The 20448-nt window shown below is 70.2% G+C and carries 19 protein-coding genes and 1 pseudogene; 18 read left to right on the forward strand and 2 right to left on the reverse strand.

The window, feature by feature from the left end:
* Positions 1-468 precede the first annotated feature (468 nt).
* Complete coding sequence (locus OJ254_RS20200) at positions 469-1041, forward strand: hypothetical protein (protein WP_265365239.1); 573 nt, start codon at positions 469-471, stop codon at positions 1039-1041.
* 60 nt (positions 1042-1101) lie between these two features.
* Here OJ254_RS20200 and OJ254_RS20205 read toward each other — a convergent pair whose 3' ends face one another.
* A complete protein-coding gene (locus OJ254_RS20205) occupies positions 1102-1395 on the reverse strand; it encodes a ferredoxin (RefSeq protein WP_030801836.1) in 294 nt (97 codons plus the stop codon).
* Between the two features lie 249 nt (positions 1396-1644).
* Here OJ254_RS20205 and arc point away from each other — a divergent pair, with 249 nt between their 5' ends.
* The 6 genes from arc (at position 1645) to prcA (ending at position 7662) form a co-directional block, all read left to right on the forward strand.
* Positions 1645-3411, forward strand: coding sequence for a proteasome ATPase (gene arc, locus OJ254_RS20210; RefSeq protein ID WP_265363452.1), 1767 nt, complete (start codon positions 1645-1647; stop codon positions 3409-3411).
* A 274-nt stretch (positions 3412-3685) separates the two neighbouring features.
* Positions 3686-5197, forward strand: coding sequence for a depupylase/deamidase Dop (dop, locus tag OJ254_RS20215; RefSeq protein WP_341483633.1), 1512 nt, complete (start codon positions 3686-3688; stop codon positions 5195-5197).
* A gap of 189 nt (positions 5198-5386) precedes the next feature.
* On the forward strand, positions 5387-5605 hold the full coding sequence (locus OJ254_RS20220) for a ubiquitin-like protein Pup (protein WP_030414306.1): 219 nt from the start codon (positions 5387-5389) through the stop codon (positions 5603-5605).
* A 75-nt stretch (positions 5606-5680) separates the two neighbouring features.
* Entirely contained in the window at positions 5681-5923 is a 243-nt protein-coding gene (locus OJ254_RS20225) for an endonuclease domain-containing protein (RefSeq protein WP_423835929.1), read from the forward strand.
* On the forward strand, positions 5875-6720 hold the full coding sequence (gene prcB, locus OJ254_RS20230; RefSeq protein WP_265363454.1) for a proteasome subunit beta: 846 nt from the start codon (positions 5875-5877) through the stop codon (positions 6718-6720). The genes OJ254_RS20225 and prcB overlap by 49 nt, the downstream gene beginning before the upstream one ends.
* 63 nt (positions 6721-6783) lie before the next feature.
* Positions 6784-7662, forward strand: a complete 879-nt coding sequence (gene prcA, locus OJ254_RS20235; RefSeq protein WP_265363455.1) for a proteasome subunit alpha — start codon at positions 6784-6786, stop codon at positions 7660-7662.
* A gap of 44 nt (positions 7663-7706) precedes the next feature.
* Here prcA and OJ254_RS20240 read toward each other — a convergent pair.
* Positions 7707-8782, reverse strand: a pseudogene (locus tag OJ254_RS20240) (LacI family DNA-binding transcriptional regulator).
* 125 nt (positions 8783-8907) lie between these two features.
* On the opposite strand from OJ254_RS20240, the gene OJ254_RS20245 reads away from it, so the two are divergent.
* From OJ254_RS20245 to OJ254_RS20295, 11 genes are all read left to right on the forward strand, one after another.
* Positions 8908-10167 carry an MFS transporter gene (locus OJ254_RS20245; RefSeq protein ID WP_265363456.1) on the forward strand — a complete coding sequence of 420 codons (1260 nt, stop codon included), beginning with the start codon at positions 8908-8910 and terminating at the stop codon, positions 10165-10167.
* Between the two features lie 9 nt (positions 10168-10176).
* Entirely contained in the window at positions 10177-11538 is a 1362-nt protein-coding gene (gene pafA, locus OJ254_RS20250; protein WP_030414300.1) for a Pup--protein ligase, read from the forward strand.
* A 135-nt stretch (positions 11539-11673) separates the two neighbouring features.
* Entirely contained in the window at positions 11674-12699 is a 1026-nt protein-coding gene (locus OJ254_RS20255; RefSeq protein WP_265365240.1) for an FKBP-type peptidyl-prolyl cis-trans isomerase, read from the forward strand.
* A 69-nt stretch (positions 12700-12768) separates the two neighbouring features.
* Positions 12769-13143 carry an FKBP-type peptidyl-prolyl cis-trans isomerase gene (locus tag OJ254_RS20260; RefSeq protein ID WP_201809884.1) on the forward strand — a complete coding sequence of 125 codons (375 nt, stop codon included), beginning with the start codon at positions 12769-12771 and terminating at the stop codon, positions 13141-13143.
* A gap of 154 nt (positions 13144-13297) precedes the next feature.
* Positions 13298-14290 (forward strand): helix-turn-helix transcriptional regulator, encoded by a 993-nt coding sequence (locus OJ254_RS20265; protein ID WP_265363457.1) that lies wholly within the window; start codon positions 13298-13300, stop codon positions 14288-14290.
* Between the two features lie 21 nt (positions 14291-14311).
* Entirely contained in the window at positions 14312-15262 is a 951-nt protein-coding gene (locus OJ254_RS20270) for a helix-turn-helix transcriptional regulator (protein WP_030801811.1), read from the forward strand.
* A 70-nt stretch (positions 15263-15332) separates the two neighbouring features.
* Positions 15333-15605, forward strand: a complete 273-nt coding sequence (locus OJ254_RS20275) for a hypothetical protein (RefSeq protein ID WP_265363458.1) — start codon at positions 15333-15335, stop codon at positions 15603-15605.
* 16 nt (positions 15606-15621) lie between these two features.
* Positions 15622-15837, forward strand: coding sequence for a hypothetical protein (locus tag OJ254_RS20280; protein ID WP_265363459.1), 216 nt, complete (start codon positions 15622-15624; stop codon positions 15835-15837).
* A gap of 246 nt (positions 15838-16083) precedes the next feature.
* Positions 16084-16380, forward strand: a complete 297-nt coding sequence (tatA, locus tag OJ254_RS20285; RefSeq protein ID WP_261952447.1) for a Sec-independent protein translocase subunit TatA — start codon at positions 16084-16086, stop codon at positions 16378-16380.
* Positions 16381-16458: 78 nt separating this feature from the next.
* Positions 16459-17421 carry a twin-arginine translocase subunit TatC gene (gene tatC / locus OJ254_RS20290; RefSeq protein WP_265363460.1) on the forward strand — a complete coding sequence of 321 codons (963 nt, stop codon included), beginning with the start codon at positions 16459-16461 and terminating at the stop codon, positions 17419-17421.
* 155 nt (positions 17422-17576) lie between these two features.
* Positions 17577-20393: a DEAD/DEAH box helicase gene (locus tag OJ254_RS20295; protein ID WP_265363461.1), complete on the forward strand. Its 2817-nt coding sequence runs from the start codon at positions 17577-17579 to the stop codon at positions 20391-20393.
* The last annotated feature ends 55 nt before the right edge of the window (positions 20394-20448 follow it).

Here is a 20448-nt window from a genome sequence, read left to right on the forward strand (position 1 = left end):
TGCGGCCCACCGCCTACGCCCTTCACGGAAACCGCCCACGCGCCCAGCCCCGACTCCGCGGGCCCCAGCTCCGCCCCCCGGACCCCAGTCCCGACTCCCCCCGCCCCAGCCCTGACTCCCCAGGCCCCAGTCACGACTCCTCGGGCCCCAGTCACGACTCCTCGGGCCCCAGCCCCGACTCCCCAGCCCGACTCCCCAGGCCCCAGCCGCCACTCTCCGCGCCCCAGCCCGACTCCCCGCGCCCCCACCCGCGGGAACCCCCACCGTCCCCCCTCCGTTCACCGGCCAGGGGCTCGCGCGCCCCCTAAGGGACCCCCCTACGGCAACCGTTACGGATCCCCTACCGAACCCCTACGGGAAACCCGGAAAACTCCGGTCCCGCTGGTTCCTTGCCGCCCTCTCCTGTGGAACGATGCTGGGCACTCCCACCGGCACAGCACTTCACAGGAGTTACCCCGCGTGCAGCCCATGGCAGGCCAGGACCTCTTGCACACCCAGCCGCGCCCCATGCACTGGCTCGCCACCGCCACCGCGCTCTCGGCGGTCGTCGCGGCCGCGTCCTTCGTCCAGCCCCCCGACGCCACGGCCACCACCTCCCGCAACGTCCAGGCCGGCCGGCACTCCTCCGCCCCCGATCCCGGCAAGGTCACGTTCCCCGTCACCTGCGGCCCCAACCGCTCCGAAGTGGTCAAGAAGGCGTCCGGCGACCTCGACGGCGACGGCACGACCGAGACGGTCGCCGTGGTCCGCTGCCACAGCGACACCGGCACCCCGCCCAGCGGCGTCTACGTCCTCGCCCACCCCACCGATCCGCAGGCCGCCCCGCGCATCGTGGCGGCCCTCGTCGCCCCCGCCCAGCAGCTCAGCGTCCAGTCCCTGGCGGTGAAGCACGGCGTGATCGCGGCGGCGCTGCTGGGCTACTCCGACCTGAACGTCCCGCGCTGCTGCCCCGACGTGCACAAGAGCGTCAAATGGCAATGGCGGGACGGGAAGTTCATCCAGAGCGAACTGCCCGCCGCGGCGGGCACCAAGGGTGCCTGAGCCGCTACGGCAGGTATGCGGAGGGAGCTTTCCGCTTCCTCCGGTTCACTCAGCGTCGGTTCACTCGGCGTCCGGGCCGTAGACCTCGACGCGGTCGCTGACCCGGCGCACGTGGATGCAGTCCCCGGGGCACTCCTTCGCCGAGTCCCGGACGTCGGCGAGCAGCTTCAGCGGGACGGGCGTTGTGGCGCCCTCCTCCTGGAGGAGCTCGTCATCGGCGCTCTTCACATAGGCCAGGCCGTCGATGTCCAGCTCGAAGACCTCCGGCGCGTACTGCGCACAGATGCCGTCCCCGGTGCAGAGATCCTGATCGATCCAGACTTCCAGCTCTGGGGCTTCGTCCTGCGCGGTCATCTCGCCTGCCGTTCCTGCGTACGTGAACCGTTTTTGTCTAAGTGGCGCCAGCCCTGACGGGTGTTGACCGACTCGACGATACAACCGCTCGCTTTCCGATGTTGATGGGTGGGTATTCCCTTGGCGGGAGGACGTGCGCAAGGGTGAAGATCGGACACACCCCGACAGTCTTTTCGATCTAGGGGTTTCAACCTGCACCGGCCCAGGTAGGGTCAGGAAGCGTCCAGCTCCTTGGAGGAGGTGAGGACCGTGGCAGCCCACGACGACGACATCAACCGCGGCATCCGGCCGGGGCGGGGGTCTGAAGATCCCGCCGGCCAGGTTGCCTATCTCGAGCAGGAGATCGCCGTCCTGCGACGCAAGCTCGCCGACTCTCCGCGTCACACGAGGATTCTCGAAGAGCGGATCGTCGAGCTGCAGACCAACCTGGCCGGCGTCTCGGCGCAGAACGAGCGTCTCGCCAATACGCTCCGCGAGGCCCGCGACCAGATCGTCGCCCTCAAGGAAGAGGTCGACCGGCTCGCACAGCCGCCGGCCGGTTTCGGTGTCTTCCTGCAGGCGAACGACGACGGCACGGTCGACATTTTCACCGGAGGCAGAAAACTCCGGGTCAATGTCAGCCCGAGTGTGGAGACCGAGGACCTCCGGCGCGGCCAAGAGGTCATGCTCAACGAAGCGCTCAATGTGGTCGAGGCCATGGAGTTCGAGAGCGCCGGCGACATCGTCACCCTCAAGGAGATCCTTGAGGACGGCGTGCGCGCCCTGGTCATCGGGCACACCGACGAGGAGCGGGTGGTGAGGCTCGCCGAGCCGCTGCTGGACACCACCATCCGCCCCGGCGACGCCCTGCTTCTCGAACCGCGCTCCGGCTACGTCTACGAAGTCATCCCGAAGAGCGAGGTCGAGGAACTCGTCCTCGAAGAGGTCCCGGACATCGACTACACCAAGATCGGCGGTCTGGGCGGCCAGATCGAGCTGATCCGGGACGCGGTCGAGCTTCCGTACCTCTACCCCGACCTCTTCAAGGAGCACGAACTCCGCCCGCCCAAGGGCGTTTTGCTCTACGGCCCGCCCGGCTGCGGCAAGACGCTCATCGCCAAGGCGGTCGCCAACTCCCTTGCCAAGAAGGTCGCCGAGGTGACCGGGCAGCCCGCGGGGAAGAGCTTCTTCCTCAACATCAAGGGCCCCGAGCTGCTCAACAAGTACGTCGGTGAGACCGAGCGGCACATCCGGCTGGTCTTCCAGCGGGCCCGGGAGAAGGCGAGCGAGGGCACGCCCGTCATCGTCTTCTTCGACGAGATGGACTCGCTCTTCCGCACCCGCGGCTCCGGCGTCAGCTCGGACGTGGAGAACACCATCGTCCCCCAGCTGCTCTCGGAGATCGACGGTGTCGAGGGCCTGGAGAACGTGATCGTGATCGGTGCCTCCAACCGGGAGGACATGATCGACCCGGCGATTCTGCGGCCCGGCCGTCTCGACGTGAAAATCAAGATCGAGCGCCCGGACGCGGAAGCCGCCAAGGACATCTTCTCGAAGTACCTCACGGAAAACCTCCCGCTGCACTCCGACGACCTCGCCGAGCACGGCGACTCGCGCAAGGCCGCGGTCAGCGGGATGATCCAGTCGGTCGTCGAGCAGATGTACGCGGAATCCGAGGAAAACCGCTTCCTGGAGGTCACCTATGCCAATGGTGACAAGGAAGTCCTCTACTTCAAGGACTTCAACTCCGGTGCGATGATCGAAAACATCGTAGGACGAGCAAAGAAGATGGCCATCAAGGCCTTCCTCGAACACAATCAGAAGGGTCTGCGGGTCTCCCACCTCCTCCAGGCTTGCGTGGACGAGTTCAAGGAGAACGAGGACCTGCCCAACACCACGAACCCGGACGACTGGGCCCGGATCTCCGGAAAGAAGGGCGAGCGGATCGTATACATCCGCACTCTGGTCACCGGAAAACAAGGCGCCGACACCGGTCGCTCGATCGACACGGTGGCGAATACCGGCCAATACCTGTAACACCGCTCGCCGGCTGCGGATGTCCTGCACGGGGCGTCCGCAGCCGGACGCATTTCCGGGGACGCCGCAGCCGCCCCATTTCAGAGCGATGGACCAGGGAAAACCGGACTGGAGCAATGACTGTAATGATCTCCCCAGCGCCGCAAAGGCGTTCTAGGCTCTTCGGTACCGCTGCGTCACGCTGTGCGGGCGTGGGGCACGCACGCGGAACGGAAGCGCAGCGGTACTTGAGCGCCGACCCCATCCGGGGGCGCCGCCGGGCAAGGAGGGCCGCATGACCGTACGGCGAGTAATGGGAATCGAGACGGAGTACGGGATCTCCGTCCCCGGCCACCCGAACGCCAATGCCATGCTCACCTCATCCCAGGTCGTCAACGCCTACGCGGCCGCGATGCACCGGGCACGCCGTGCCCGCTGGGATTTCGAGGAGGAGAACCCGCTGCGGGACGCCCGCGGCTTCGACCTCGCACGTGAGAACGCCGACGCCAGCCAGCTCACGGACGAGGACATCGGCCTGGCCAATGTGATCCTCACGAACGGTGCCAGGCTCTACGTCGACCACGCGCACCCCGAATACAGTGCCCCCGAGGTCACCAACCCCCGCGACGCCGTCCTGTGGGACAAGGCCGGCGAACGGATCATGGCCGAGGCCGCCGAGCGGGCCGCCCAGGTACCCGGCGCCCAGCCCATCCACCTCTACAAGAACAACACCGACAACAAGGGCGCCTCCTACGGCACGCACGAGAACTACCTGATGAAACGGGAGACCCCGTTCTCGGACATCGTGCGCCACCTGACCCCGTTCTTCGTCTCCCGCCAGGTCGTCACCGGCGCCGGACGGGTCGGTATCGGCCAGGACGGCCACGAGCACGGCTTCCAGCTCAGCCAGCGCGCCGACTACTTCGAGGTGGAGGTCGGCCTGGAGACGACCCTCAAGCGACCCATCATCAACACCCGCGACGAGCCGCACGCCGACGCCGAGAAGTACCGCCGGCTGCACGTGATCATCGGCGACGCGAACCTCTCCGAGATCTCGACGTACCTCAAGCTGGGCACCACCTCGCTCGTCCTGTCCATGATCGAGGACGGCTTCATCGCCGTCGACCTGGCCGTCGAGCAGCCCGTCCGCACCCTCCACCAGGTCTCGCACGACCCCACACTGCAGCGCCTGATCACCCTCCGCAGCGGCCGCACGCTCACCGCCGTCCAGCTCCAGATGGAGTACTTCGAGCTGGCCCGCAAATACGTGGAGGACCGTTACGGAGCGGACGCGGACGAGCAGACCAAGGACGTCCTGACCAGGTGGGAGGACGTGCTGGGCCGGCTGGAGAACGACCCCATGAGCCTCTCGGGCGAGCTGGACTGGGTGGCCAAGCGGGAGCTCATGGAGGGCTACCGCCGCCGCGACGGCCTGGACTGGGACGCCGCCCGGCTGCACCTCATCGACCTGCAGTACGCCGACGTGCGGCCCGAGAAGGGCCTGTACAACCGTCTGGCGGCCCGCGGCAAGATGAAGCGCCTCCTGGACGAGCCCGAGGTCCAGCGGGCCCAGCAGAAGCCGCCGGAGGACACCAGGGCCTACTTCCGGGGCCGCTGCCTGGACCAGTACGCCGACGACGTCGCGGCCGCCTCGTGGGATTCGGTCATCTTCGACCTCCCCGGCCGCGACTCCCTGCAACGGGTCCCCACCCTGGAGCCGCTGCGTGGCACCCGTAAGCACGTCAAGGAGCTGCTCGACCGCTGCCGGACCGCGGAGGAGCTGGTGAGGACGCTGTCCGGCCGCTGAGGAACGGCAGGTGCACGACAGAATCCGCGGCGATCGCCGGCCGATTCACGGCTGAAATCGTCGCGGTACGGGAATCATCGAGGTGACCACCGGGCGTTGCAGCAACAGCAGGGCCGATGTCGGACCCTGCTTGTAGGGTCGGATCTTGAAGGTCACATCGAGCGGGGCAAACCGAGCGGGGTGAGGGATATGGCGACCAAGGACAGCGGCGGCGGACAGGCCAAGGCCACCCGTTCCACCGAGGAGGTCGAGGAGCAGGCGCAGGACGCGCAGGTCTCCGAGGACCTCAAGGAACGGCAGGAGAAGCTGAGCGACGACGTGGACTCCGTCCTGGACGAGATCGACGACGTCCTTGAAGAGAATGCTGAGGACTTCGTGCGTTCCTTCGTGCAAAAGGGCGGAGAGTAGACCACCTTAGCCTTCGCATCGAAGGTGGTGGGGTGGGTGAGCGACGGATGAACAGCGTGCGAAGCGCTGCGCGCGGTGCGGCACGGCCGTACCGCGCGCACGCTTCGCCCCGGTCCCGGACCGCGGCAGAACGATCAGCATGTGGATCACGCCCACCAGGCGGGTAAGGTCCGGGACGTACCGTGCATCAACTGCAACTCGGCACTCGGCAAGTTGAGGGATGACCCGGGCGCACTCCGCAGGGCCATCGCATATCCGGAAGGAAACGTGTGGAAGCCAATACTCGAAGCACCGGGCGTCTACCAGCTGCCTTCCTGACGCCTGGATCCTCGTCGTTCATGGACTTTCTCGGTGCGCACGCACCCGATCTGCTGCCGGGCAACCGCCCGTTGCCGCCGGTGCAGGGGGCCATCGAGGCGCCGCACGGCACGACGATCGTGGCGGCGACGTTCCCCGGGGGAGTGGTGCTGGCCGGCGACCGGCGGGCGACGATGGGCAATGTCATTGCGCAGCGTGATATCGAGAAGGTATTCCCGGCCGACGAATACAGCGCGGTCGGTATCGCCGGCACCGCCGGTCTCGCCGTCGAAATGGTCAAGCTGTTCCAGCTGGAGCTGGAGCACTTCGAAAAGGTCGAAGGCGCCCAACTCTCCCTGGAGGGCAAGGCGAACCGCCTCTCGACGATGATCCGCAGCAATCTCGGCATGGCGATGCAGGGGCTGGCCGTGGTGCCGCTCTTCGCCGGTTACGACCTCGACCGCGAGAAGGGCCGGATCTTCTCGTACGACGTCACCGGCGGTCGCTCCGAGGAGCAGGGCTTCGCCGCGACCGGCTCCGGCTCGGTCTTCGCGCGCAGCGCGCTCAAGAAGCTCTTCCAGGAGGACTTCACGGAGAGTCAGGCCGCCACCGCGGTCGTCCAGGCCCTGTACGACGCGGCGGACGACGACTCGGCGACCGGTGGGCCCGACATGGCGCGACGGATCTACCCGATCGTCACGGTGATCACCGACGAGGGCTTCCGGAAGCTGGCCGACGGGGAGGTCGCGGACATCGCCCGTGCCATTCACGAGCGCCGCCTCGACCAGCCCGACGGCCCGCGGGCCGCGCTGCTCTGACGGGACGGACGTTCCGCAATGCCGCCACTGAGAGAGCTTTTGACAGGAAGGGACGGATAGCCGGTGTCGACGCCGTTCTATGTCTCACCCCAGCAGGCCATGGCCGACCGCGCCGAATACGCCCGCAAGGGCATTGCGCGCGGCCGCAGCGTCGTGGTGCTGCAGTACACCGACGGCGTGGTTTTCGTCGCCGAGAATCCCTCCCGGGCCCTGCACAAGGTCAGCGAGATCTATGACCGGATCGCCTTTGCGGCGGTCGGGAAATACAACGAGTTCGAGAATCTGCGGATCGGCGGCGTGCGCTATGCCGATCTGCGGGGTTACACCTACGACCGCGAGGACGTGACCGCGCGCGGCCTCGCCAATGTCTATGCCCAGACGCTCGGCACGATTTTCTCCAGCGCCGCCGAGAAGCCGTACGAGGTCGAGCTGATCGTCGCCGAGGTGGGCAGTGCCCCCGAGGAGGACCAGATCTACCGGCTGCCGCACGACGGCTCGATCGTCGACGAGCACGGCTCGGTGGCGGTCGGCGGCAACGCGGACCAGATCAGCAGCTATCTGGACCAGCGGCACCGCGACGGCATGACGCTGTCGGAGGCGCTGAAGCTGGCCGTGGAGTCCCTGTCGCGGGACAACAACGGCGGCGAGCGCCGGCTGACCGCGGAGCAGCTGGAGGTGGCGACGCTGGACCGTACGCGGCCGCAGCAGCGCAAGTTCAAGCGGATCCTGGGCCGCCAGTTGTCCCGCCTCCTGGAGGAGGGCGGGCCGGAGGGTGCCGAGGAGCCGGCGGCGGAGGCGGACGCCGGTGCCGGGGAGTCCGGGGCCACCGCGGAGGGCGCCGGCGGCAAGGGCACCAAGGGCGGCGGCGCCACGGACAAGGACGTCAAGGACGTCAAGAACGTCAAGGGCAAGGACGGTCCGGACGGCGAACCGCTGCTGTAAGGACGGTTTCCGGGCGGCTGCCCGGTGTGCGCGCCCCGGTTGGGTCACTCCCCGCCGGGGCGCGCCGCGTTTCCGGCGTCGGCCGGCGGCGGGGCGGTGGAGCCGCGGGGGACCAGTTCGACCGGCAGCGTGGGTTCCTGCGTGGGGCGGCCGTCGAGCACGGCCATCAGGGCGCGCATCCCGGCCTCGCCGAACTCCTCGGCGGGCAGTCGTACGGTGGTCAGCTCGGGTTCCACGGCGACCGCGAGGGCGAGGTCGTCGAAGCCGGTCACCGAGACGTCCTCGGGGACGCGCAGGCCGAGGCGGCGGACGGCCTTGCAGGCGCCGGCGGCGATGATGTCGTCGTCGCAGAGCAGGGCGGTGGGGCGGGGGCCGGGGCCGGTCAGCGCGGCGTGTGCGGCCCGCAGGCCGGCGTCGACGCCGAGGGCGGCGGGCTGTCGGCGCAGCAGTGTGCCGGGGACCGCGTCGAGGGCCTCGGTGACGGCCCGGGCGCGTACCTCGAAGGTCCAGGAGCGGACGTCGGCGGCGAGGTGGGTGATGCGGCGGTGCCCGAGTGCGGTCAGATGGCCGGTCAACTGCCGTGCGCCGGCGGCGATGTCGAGGTTGACGGTGGCGGTCGCGCGCGCGTCGTCGGGGTCGCTGTCGAGCATCACCAGGGGGAGGTCGGCGGCGCGCAGGGCGGTGAGGGCCTCGGCGGCCATGGAGGAGGCGATCACTCCGTCGAGGGTGGCGGCCGCGGAGTCGAAGGGGTCGCGGGCGGGGCCGATGCCCTCGGGGGAGGGGTAGAGGACGACGCCGAAGCCGTGGTCGGCGGCGATCCGGGCGGCCCCGGTGTAGACCCGGGCGAAGAATTCGGTGGTGAGGGCGGGGACGACGAGGAGCACGGTGCGGGTGCGGCCCATGCGGAGGCTGCGGGCGGCGAGGTTGGGGCGGTAGCCCAGTTCGCGGGCGGCCGCGCGGACCGCCTCGGCCTTCCCGGGGAGACCCGGCCGCGCCATTTGTCACCGAGGACGAGCGAGACGGCGGCCTGGGAGACGCCGGCGGCCCGGGCCACATCGCGGCTGGTGGTGCGGGCGGCGGCCGGGCGCCGGCCGGGGGTCGTGGCCTTCTGGCTGGTCACGGGGTGCTTCGCTCCTCACTCGGGCCGCTGCGGGGTGGACCGCGGGTTGCCGCCATGGTACGTATGACGGTGGAAGTTATACGTAACACGGCTGTCCGGGCCGGACCGGACAGGAAGGGGCGGGAATGGCCGCGGGGTATGCGGAGCTGCTGAGGACCCGGCATGCGGCCCGGCTGCTGGCCGGGACGCTGATCGGCCGGCTGCCGAACGCCACCGCCGCGCTGGCGGTGGTGCTGTTCGCACGGGCCGAGGGCGGCAGCTACGCCCTGGCCGGCGCGCTCTCGGCGGTCTACGGCGTGTGCAACGCGATCGGCCAGCCGCTGCTCGGCCGGGCCGTGGACGTCTACGGGCAGCCGCGGGTGATGCTGCCCGCGTCGGTGCTCTCCGCCCTCGGCATGGCGCTGCTGGCGGCCGTCGGCCTGGACGTGCTGTGGCTCGCCTACGCGGCCATGGTGATCGCCGGTTTCTTCACGCCCCCTCTGGAGGGCGGCCTGCGGGCGCTGTGGCCGGGCGTCCTCCAGCGCGCGGACCGGGTGCACGCCGCCTACGCGCTGGACGCGGTGGCGCAGGAAGTCATGTTCGCGGTGGGTCCGTTGCTGGTGACGCTGTGCGTGGCGGCGTGGTCGGCGGGGGCCGCACTGCTGGTCATCAATGCGATGGGGGTGCTCGGCGCGCTCTCGGTCGTCGTCTCGGCGCCGTCCCGGCAGTGGCGCAGCGGGCCCCGCGAGGCGCACTGGCTGGGCGCCCTGCGATCGGCCGGGATGCTGGTGCTGATCGGGGCGTTCTTCTTCGTGGGCCTGGCGCTGGGGTCGATCGCGGTCGCGGCGGTGGCGTACGCGGACGAGCACGGCGGCGGGATGGTCTCCAGCTATCTGCTCTCCGCGCTGGGCGCCGGGGCGCTGGCCGGCGGGCTGGTCTACGGGGCGCGGGACTGGCCGGGGCACCCGGAGAACCGGCTGCGGCTGCTGATCGGCCTGCTGGCGCTGGGGTATCTGCCGCTGGTCCTGGTCCCCGGCGTGGCCGGGATGACCGCACTGACCGGTGTCGCCGGGGTGTTCCTGGCGCCGGCGCTGGCCTGTGCGTTCGTGGTGGTGGACCGGCATGCGCCCAAGGGCACGGTCACGGAGGCGTTTTCGTGGCTGGTGACGACGTTCGGGGTGGGTTCGGCGGTGGGCGCGTCGGTGGCGGGCCCGGCCGTGGAGGGCGGTGGCGCGCGGGCCGGCTTCGCGGTGGCCGGGGCGGGCGGACTCGCCGCGCTGCTCGTCCTTTTGTCGACGAAGCGATTTCTCGGGGAGCCCGAGCGGCGTACGGCGGGTGCGGCCCCGGCGGAAAATGATCGAAACGGGGCCGCCGAACCCGGTTTCAGAGCAGGCCATCAGGCGTAATGTTCAGTCATGGACCGCCGCATTTTCGGGCTGGAGAACGAGTACGGCGTCACGTGCACGTTCAGGGGACAGCGCCGACTGTCGCCTGACGAAGTGGCGCGGTACCTCTTCCGCCGTGTCGTGTCATGGGGCCGCAGCAGCAATGTCTTCCTGCGGAACGGCGCCCGCCTGTACTTGGACGTGGGCTCGCACCCGGAATACGCAACTCCCGAGTGCGACAACGTGACCGAGCTGGTCACTCACGACAAGGCCGGTGAGCGCATTCTCGAAGGCCTGCTCGTCGACGCCGAGCGCCGCCTGCATGAGGAGGGAATCGCGGGCGACGTCTATCTGTTCAAGAACAACACCGATTCGGCGGGAAACTCCTACGGCTGCCACGAGAATTACCTCGTCGCCCGCCACGGCGAGTTCTCCCGGCTCGCGGACATCCTCATTCCGTTCCTGGTCACCCGCCAGCTGCTGTGCGGCGCGGGCAAGGTCCTGCAGACGCCGCGGGGTGCCGTCTACTGCGTCAGCCAGCGCGCGGAGCACATCTGGGAGGGCGTCTCCTCGGCGACCACCCGCTCCCGCCCGATCATCAACACCCGTGACGAACCGCATGCCGACGCCGAGCGCTACCGCCGGCTGCACGTCATCGTCGGCGACTCGAACATGTCCGAGACGACGATGATGCTCAAGGTGGGCGCCACGGACCTCGTCCTGCGGATGATCGAGGCGGGCACGGTCATGCGCGATCTGACGCTGGAGAATCCGATCCGCGCGATCCGCGAGGTCAGCCACGACACCACCGGACAGCGCAAGGTGCGGCTGGCCAGCGGGCGGGAGGCCTCGGCGCTCGAAGTCCAGCAGGAGTACTACGAAAAGGCGGTGGATTTCTGCGACCGCCGCGGAATCCGCACCGGTCTCGTGGAGCGCGTACTGGAACTGTGGGGCCGCACCCTGGAAGCGATCCGCGACCAGGAACTGGACCGCATCTCCACCGAGATCGACTGGGTGATGAAGCATCAGCTGATCGAGCGGTACCGCACGAAGAACAACATCACGATGTCCCACCCACGAGTGGCGCAGATAGACCTCGCGTATCACGACATTCACCGCCGCCGGGGGCTTTACTACCTCCTGGAGCGGAAGGGGCAAGCCGCGCGGATCTGCAATGACTTGAAGATCTTCGAGGGCAAGTCGGTGCCCCCGCAGACGACTCGGGCCCGGCTGCGCGGTGACTTCATCCGCCGGGCCCAGGAACAGCGCCGGGATTTCACCGTCGACTGGGTGCACCTCAAGCTCAATGACCAGGCGCAGCGTACGGTCCTGTGCAAGGACCCGTTCCGTTCGGTGGACGACCGGGTGGAGAAGCTGATCGCCGGGATGTGACCCGCGGGGAATGCGGAGATGTGCCGGGAGCCGAGCGCTCCCGGCACATTGCTGTGTTGTGCCGGGAAAGGTCCACGGGATCAGGTCGTAGAGTGGCGGGCATTGCCCACCACCCCACGAGCCCGAGTTGGAATGATGCTGAATCTCTCCGGGGCACGGACCCCGCACCCCCGCTCGTTCCCGAAGCACACCCGTCGCGCCGCCATCGCCGCGCTGACCGTGCCCCTCCTGCTGATCACCGCCGCCTGCGGGTCCGACGACGGCAAGGGCTCGTCGGGCGAAGCCGTCGTGAAGGTCACGGGCAAGCCGGGGGCGCAGCCCAAGATCACGGTGCCGAAGGGCGCCAAGCCGTCCGACACGGCCGTCACCAAGACCCTTGTCCAGGGGAAGGGCGCGACCGTCAAGAAGGGTGACCTGGTCCGCCTGGACTTCGCGGCGCAGACCATGAAGGGCCAGAACCTCGGCAGCAGCTGGACGCCGCAGCCCGGCGCCAAGCCGGGCGCGCCGCGCACCCAGGTCGTCAGCGAGGTCACCGACCAGATGACGCAGCAGATGCTGCCGCCGAAGGTGATGTCGGCGGTCGCCGGGCAGAAGGTCGGCAGCCGGTTCGAGGTCGAGGGCACCGCCAAGGCGCTGATCGGCGCGGGCCTGAACCCGCAGTCCGGGATCAAGCCGGGGGACGGCCTGGTGTGGGTCGTCGACGTGGTCGGCGCGAAGAAGGTCGACAAGAAGGCGAAGGCCGAGGGCAAGCAGGCCGACCCCGAGAGCGGGATGCCGGAGGTGACCGCGGCGGACGAGAAGGCCGCGAAGATCACCATCCCCAAGGGGGAGAAGGCGCCCAAGGGCCTGGAGCAGCAGGTGCTGATCAAGGGCAAGGGTCCCGAGGTGAAGGCCGGCGACGGGCTGATCGCGCAGTACACCGGTGTGAAGTGGGAGGACGGCAAGAAGTTCGACTCCTCCTGGGACCACGGTGGTGCGACCGCGTTCCAGATCGGCACCGGGCAGGTCGTCCAGGGCTGGGACAAGGCGCTGGTCGGCAAGCACGTCGGTGACCGGGTGGAGATCGTCATCCCGCCGAAGCTGGGCTACGGCGCGAGCCCGCAGCACGAGCTGGCCAAGAACACCCTGGTCTTCTCGGTGGACATCGTCGGCACCGTCTGACCAGCGGCGACGCCAAGATCTGCCAGACTGGCCCGGTAATCGTAAAGATTCGCAAGTAGGAGCACATCAGTGAGCATCGACAAGCCCGAGATCGACTTTCCTGAGGGCCCGGCTCCCACCGAGCTCGAGATCGTGGACCTGACGGAGGGCGACGGGCCGGTCGCCAAGGCCGGGGACACCGTCTCCGTCCACTACGTCGGCGTGTCCTTCAGCACCGGCGAGGAGTTCGACGCCAGCTGGAACCGCGGCAAGCCGCTGCAGTTCCAGCTCGGCGCCGGCCAGGTCATCGCCGGCTGGGACCAGGGCGTCCAGGGCATGAAGGTCGGCGGCCGCCGCCGGCTGACCATCCCGCCGCATCTCGCGTACGGCGAGCGCGGCGCCGGGGGCGGCCGGATCGCCCCCAACGAGACCCTGATCTTCGTCTGCGACCTGGTCTCGGTCTGACACCGCCGCCGCTCCCGGACGGGACGGCCGCCGACGTACCCGAGGGCCCGTGCCACCTGATGGCACGGGCCCTCGGCCGTGGGCCCTCGGCTTTTACCTTGACCACCCCGAGCGGTACGGTCAACGATCGGGAGTTCAACGAGAAAGGGCGTCGATGGCGATTGCCAAGGCCGAGCGGCTGATGAATCTGGCGCTGTGCCTGTTGGGGACGCGACGCCCGCTGACCAAGCGCGAGCTCCGCTCGTCCATCGAGGCCTACCGCGAGGCCTTCGGGGCCGGTATCGGCACCCCGAGCGGCGACGAGGCCTTCAACCGGATGTTCGAGCGGGACAAGGACGACCTGCGCGAGCTGGGCCTGGTCATCGAGACCGTCGAGGGCATCGACGGCGAGGTCGGCTACCTCGCCCGCCGCGACAGCAACCGGCTGCCCCCGATCACCCTGGACGCCGAGGAGGCCGCCGCCCTCGGGCTGGCCGCCAAGGTCTGGCAGCAGGCCCGGCTGGCCGGCGCCGCCAGCGGTGCGCTGCAGAAGCTGCGGGCGGCCGGGATGCCGCTGGCCGGGGACGGCGAGGACTACGACGCCGGGCAGCCGCACAGCGCGCTCGAACCCCGCATCCCCACCCACGAGGCCGCCTTCGAACCGCTGATGCTGGCCTGCCGCGACCGCCGCCCGGTCGTCTTCGACTACCGCAAGTCCAACGCCGCCCGCCCCGAGCAGCGCCAGGTCGAGCCGTGGATCCTGGAGTGCTGGCGCGGCCACTGGTACGTCGCCGGCTGGGACCGCGAGCGCAAGGCCGAGCGGGTCTTCCGGCTCTCCCGGATCACCGGCAAGGTCCGTTCCCGGCAAGGGAAGTTCACCGCGCCGGTGCCCGACCACGTCACCGTCCGCGAGACCGTCGAGAGCTGGGCCGGCGAGACCGCCACCGGCACCGCCCGGATCAAGCTCCGCGCCGAGCACGGCTATCCGCTGCGGGCCCGTGCGCTGAGCGTCCGGGACCTGGGCGACGGCTGGGACGAGCTGGAGATCCCCAACGGCCACGGACTCGACGCCTGGCTGGTGGAGTTCGGGCCTGACGTGGTCGTACTGGAACCCGCGGAACTGCGCGCCGACGTCATCGACCGGCTGCGCGCCGTGGCCAAGGGCTGAGAGGGACGGGGAGCTGCACTCATGGCCACGAACGCGATCGACCAGACCCGCCGGATGCTGTCGCTGGTGACGTACCTGCGCGAGCGCCCCGGCGCCCGCGTCGGCGACGTCGCGCGCGCCTTCGGCATCACCGAGGACGAGCTGATCGCCGACCTCGACGTGCTGCCCATGTGCGGCACGAGCTTCCGCGGCGGCGACCTGCTGGACATCGACACCGACGGCGACCGGATCTGGTGGCACAACCCCGACGACGTCGCCGAACCGCTGCGGCTGGCCGCCGACGAGGCCACCGCCCTGCTGGTCGCGGCCCGCGCGGTCGCCACCCTCCCGGGGCTGCGGGAGGGCGACCGGCAGGCGCTGCTGCGGGCCACCGCCAAGCTGGAGGCGGCGGCCGGTGAGGCGGCCGGCGCCAGCTCCCGGCTCTCGGTGACCTTCGAGTCCGAGGGCGGGGTGTTCGCCGACGTCGACCGGGCGATCGCCGAACGGCGCCGGCTGTGGCTGCGCTACTACTCCCCGGCCCGCGACGAGCTGACCGAGCGCGAGGTGGACCCGATCCGGCTGTTCGCCGTCGGCCACACCTACATGGAGGCCTGGTGCCGGCTCTCGGAGGCCCGGCGCACCTTCCGGCTCGACCGGGTCGCCGAGATCAAGCTGCTGGACGCACCCGCCGACCCGCCCCCGGTCGAGCTGCGCGACCTGTCCGAGGGCCTGGTGCAGCCGGCCGCCGAGGACCCCGAGGTGTCCATCGAGGTCGGGCCGGGCGGCCGCTGGGTCGCCGAGTACTACCCGCACGACAGCGCCGAGGAACTGCCCGACGGCGGGCTGCGCATCACCCTGCGCACCCCCGACCCGGCCTCGCTGCGGCGGCTGGCGCTGCGGCTGGGCCGGGACGGCCGGATCGTGGCGCCGCAGGCGCTGGCGGACAGTGCCCGGCGCGCCGCCGAGCAGGCGCTCGCGGCGTACGGCGAGTGAGCGGCGGCCCGGCCACCGCGCGGGACGCCGTAGGGAGAGGGCCGTGGCCAGTAGGAGGAGGCAGCGAGGGATGACGACCACCATGGCGACCGGGACGGCGACCGCCGTCCCGGCGGACGTGACCGCTCCGGTGCTGTTCAAGGCGGCCTGCCCGGACTGCCGGGGCCGCTTCGAGCTGGCCTCGGACGCGTTCCGGCTGGCCATCGGCGGCAGCCGCCGCACCACCTTCTACTCCTTCACCTGCCCGGACTGCCGGCGTGCGGTGCGCCGGCCGGCCGGCGAGCGGATCGTCGAGCTGCTGACCGGCGGCGGGGTGCGCACGCTGCGGCTGCACTCGGGCTGACCGATAGGCTCGCCCCATGCTCTGGCCCATGATCGCCATCGCCCTCGGCTTCCTCGGGATCGCCGTACTGGGCGTGCTCGCCGTCCGTGTCTTCATCGAGGTGCGCCGGCTGGCCCGCCAGGTCGGCACGGCGTCGGAGCGGATCCAGCGGGCCGCCCAGGACCTGGAACGGGCGGCGGTGCCGCTGGCCTCCCGGATGCACGAGACCGGCCGGGACCGGGTCCGGGACTGACAGCGGGGCCGCGGGCCCGGCGCCCGGACGTCGCCCGGGACGCCGGCGCCCTCCTGCACGGCAGGGCGGAGAGGTAGGCTTCCCCCGCGGTTCGAAGAGCGCGGCGGTCGTGGCAATCCGGAGGTTGCACGGGGATTGCCGGACGTTCACCACCGAACGTTACGATCGATCGAGCACCAGGACGCCAGTCCGACCCCATCGGCAGGCACCACAGCAGACGCCGCCCCGGCGAGAAGGTAGTCGCACATGCTCAGCAACCTGAGGGCCCCCGAGATCATTCTGATCCTCGTCGTTATCGTGCTGCTGTTCGGCGCGAAGAAGCTCCCGGACATGGCGCGCTCGCTCGGCAAGTCCGCGCGGATCCTCAAGAGTGAGGCCAAGGCGATGAAGAAGGACGGCGAGGCGGACGGTGCCGCGGCCACCTCGTCCGAGGCGTCCACCGACGCCGCCCAGCAGGCGCCCCGTACGATCCAGGCCGCCCCCGGCGATGTGAGCAGCTCGCGGCCGGTCGCCGAGCCGAACCACACGACCAAGCAGGGCTGACCCGCACCGCCCCCCGACGGACGATCCAGTCGTACCGAACCGGTCGGCAACGGCTGATGCACGAGACGAGGAAGTGGGTTGCTCAAGTCTGCCCGCAAGCAGGAGAAGGACCCCGAGGGACGGATGCCCCTCGCGGCGCATCTGCGTGAGCTGCGCAACCGGCTGCTGAAATCGGTGCTGGCGATCGGTGTGGTCACCGTCGTCGCGATGTGGCAGTACGACGCCATCGCCCACTTCATCACGGGGCCGGTCATCGACGCGGTCGGCTGCGGGCGCGGCAGCGTGACCGCTCCGCGGACGCATCCGTGTGCCGAGGTCACCGCCAACGGTCTGCTGGCGCCGTTCACCATCCTGCTCAAGCTGTCCCTCACGGTGGGCGTCGTCGGCGCCAGCCCGATCTGGCTCTACCAGCTCTGGGCCTTCCTCGCGCCGGGCCTGCACCGGCACGAGAAGAAGTACGCGCTGAGCTTCGTCGGCGCCGGCGTACCGCTCTTCCTGGCCGGTGCCTACCTCGCCTACGCGGTGCTGCCGACCACGGCGGGTGCCCTGGTCGGGCTGACGCCGGACGACTGGGCCAACCTCTTCCCGGCCGACGAGTTCTTCGACATCGTCACGCGCATGATCGTGGTCTTCGGCCTCGCCTTCGAGCTTCCGCTGCTGCTGGTGCTGCTCAACTTCGGCGGGGTGGTCACCGGGCGACGGATCATGAGCTGGTGGCGGTTCATGGTCCTCGGCATCACGATCTTCGCGGCCATCGCCACCCCGACCGGTGACCCGCTGACCATGAGCCTGCTGGCCGCCCCGATCGTGGTGCTGTACTTCGGCGCCGCCGGCATCTGCCTCTTCAACGACCGCCGCCGCCGGCTGGGCAACCCGGACGCGGGGCTGAGCGACGACGAGGCGTCCCGGCTGGACCTGACGCCGTCGGACGTCGGGGAGATCGAGTCGGTGCCCTCGGGGCGGATGCTGCCGGAGCAGGCGAGCGGTGAACCGGACGACGGCTCCGGGCCGCGGCGCGGTGGTTACGACGACGTGACGTGAGGTGACGGCCCCTCACCTGCCGTGACGGCCCCGGGCTCGTGCGAGCCGGGGCCGTTTCGCATGCCGGGAACGTGCCCGGCCGGGCCCCCGCTCGGTAAAGGCCGCACATAAAGATCGGGTCGTTGTCAGAGGTGGCCGGTAGGCTCGTAAGCACGATGACCGAGGACATGTCCCCTGCTGAGCGCTATGCCGCCGCCAAGCTCCGGGCGGCCGAGCAGGCCACCGCACTCACCGGTTTCCGGGAGCTCTACGACTTCGAGCTGGACCCGTTCCAGGTCGACGCCTGCCAGGCCCTGGAGGCCGGTCAGGGCGTGCTGGTCGCCGCCCCCACCGGATCCGGCAAGACGATCGTCGGCGAATTCGCCGTCCACCTGGCCCTGGAGCAGGGCCGCAAATGCTTCTACACCACGCCGATCAAGGCACTGTCCAACCAGAAGTACCAGGACCTGGTCAAGCGGTACGGCGCGGCGAAGGTCGGCCTGCTGACCGGCGACAACAGCGTCAACTCCGAGGCGCCGGTGATCGTGATGACCACCGAGGTCCTGCGGAACATGCTCTACGCCGGCTCCCAGTCGCTGATCGGCCTCGCCTACGTGGTCATGGACGAGGTGCACTACCTCTCCGACCGCTTCCGCGGCGCCGTCTGGGAAGAGGTGATCATCCACCTGCCCGAATCGGTGACGCTGGTCTCGCTGTCCGCGACGGTCTCCAACGCCGAGGAGTTCGGTGACTGGCTCGACACGGTGCGTGGCGACACCGCCGTGATCGTCTCCGAGCACCGCCCGGTCCCGCTGTGGCAGCACGTCCTCGCCGGCCGCCGGATATACGACCTCTTCGAGGAGCGGGACGGCGGCAACGGCGGCCGCCGGGAGGTCAATCCCGACCTCGAACGACTCGCACGGATGGAGAACAGCCGGCCGACCTTCGGCCGGGACAAGCGCCGGGCCCGCACGATGCGGGAGGCGGACCGCGAGCGCGAGCGGCGGCAGCGGGCGCGGATCTGGACGCCGAGCCGGCCCGAGGTCATCGACCGCCTCGACAACGAGGGCCTGCTGCCCGCGATCACGTTCATCTTCAGCCGGGCCGGCTGCGAGGCCGCCGTCCAGCAGTGCCTGTATTCGGGGCTGCGGCTCAACGACGCGGAGGGCCGGGAGCAGGTCCGCCGCATAGTGGAGGCCCGGACGGCCGGGATCCCGGACGACGACCTCCATGTGCTGGGCTATTACGAGTGGCTGGAGGGCCTGGAGCGGGGCATCGCGGCGCACCACGCCGGCATGCTGCCGACCTTCAAGGAGGTCGTCGAGGAACTCTTCGTCAAGGGCCTGGTGAAGGCCGTCTTCGCCACCGAGACCCTGGCACTGGGCATCAACATGCCGGCCCGTTCGGTGGTGTTGGAGAAGCTCGTGAAGTGGAACGGCGAGCAGCACGCCGACATCACCCCCGGCGAGTACACCCAGTTGACCGGACGGGCCGGGCGCCGCGGCATCGACATCGAGGGCCATGCGGTGGTGCTGTGGCAGCGCGGGATGAACCCGGCCGCGCTGGCCGGGCTCGCCGGCACCCGGACGTACCCGCTGCGGTCGTCGTTCAAGCCGTCGTACAACATGGCGGTCAACCTCGTCTCGCAGTTCGGCCGGCACCGTTCGCGCGAGCTGCTGGAGATGTCGTTCGCGCAGTTCCAGGCCGACAAGTCGGTGGTCGGCATCTCCCGGCAGGTGCAGCGCAACGAGGAGGGCCTGGACGGCTACCGCGCCTCGATGACCTGCCACCTCGGCGACTTCGAGGAGTACTCACGGCTGCGGCGGGAGTTGAAGGACCGTGAGACGGAGCTGGCCAAGCAGGGTGCCGCGCAGCGCCGGGTGGCGGCCGCGGCGGCCCTGGAGAAGCTGAAGCCGGGCGATGTGATCCATGTGCCGACCGGCAAGTACGCCGGCCTGGCGCTGGTCCTCGACCCGGGTATGCCGTCGGGCCGGACCAACGGCCACCGCGGCTTCGACTCGCAGGACGGCCCGCGGCCGCTGGTGCTGACCGCCGAGCGGCAGGTCAAGCGGCTCGGCTCGATCGACTTCCCGGTGCCGGTGACGGCGCTGGACCGGATGCGGATCCCCAAGTCGTTCAACGCCCGCAGCCCGCAGTCCCGCCGCGATCTGGCGTCCGCGCTGCGCACGAAGGCCGGGCACATCGTGCCGTCGCGCCACCGCAAGCCGCGGTCCGCGGCGGTCGACGACCGTGAGATCTCCCGGCTGCGCAGCGACATCCGTGCGCATCCCTGCCACGGCTGTGACGAGCGCGAGGACCACGCGCGCTGGGCGGAGCGCTACCACCGCCTCAAGCGGGACACCCGCCAGCTGGAGCTCCGCATCGAGGGCCGGACGAACACCATCGCCCGCACCTTCGACCGGATCTGTGCGCTGCTGACCGAGCTGGGCTACCTCGAAGGCGACGAGGTCACCGACGAGGGCCGCCGGCTCGCCCGGCTCTACGGCGAGCTGGACCTGCTGGCCAGCGAGTGCCTGCGGGACGGCGTCTGGGAGGACCTCGGCCCGGCCGAACTCGCCGCCTGTGCCTCCGCGTTGGTGTACGAGGCCCGGCAGGCGGACGACGCGGTGGCGCCCAAGCTGCCGGCCGGCAAGGCACGGGACGCGCTGGGCGAGATGGTCCGCATCTGGGGCCGGCTGGACGCCCTGGAGGAGGACCACCGGATCAACCAGGCGGAGGGCGTCGGCCAGCGCGAACCGGACCTCGGCTTCGCCTGGGCCGCCTATCGCTGGGCGGCCGGTTTCGGCCTGGACGAGGTGCTCCGGGAGGCGGAGATGCCCGCCGGTGACTTCGTCCGCTGGTGCAAGCAACTGGTCGACATCCTCGGCCAGATCGCGGCCGCCGCCCCGGCCGGCAGCTCGGTGGCGAAGAACGCCCGCCGGGCCATGGACGGTGTGCTGCGCGGCGTGGTCGCGTACTCCTCGGTCGGCTGACGGCCCGTACGGACAACGGCGCCGCGCCCCCTTCGCTGGGGGGCGCGGCGCCGTC

This window comes from Streptomyces endophytica, assembly GCF_026153355.1.
In the GTDB taxonomy this organism is placed as follows: domain Bacteria; phylum Actinomycetota; class Actinomycetes; order Streptomycetales; family Streptomycetaceae; genus Streptomyces; species Streptomyces endophytica.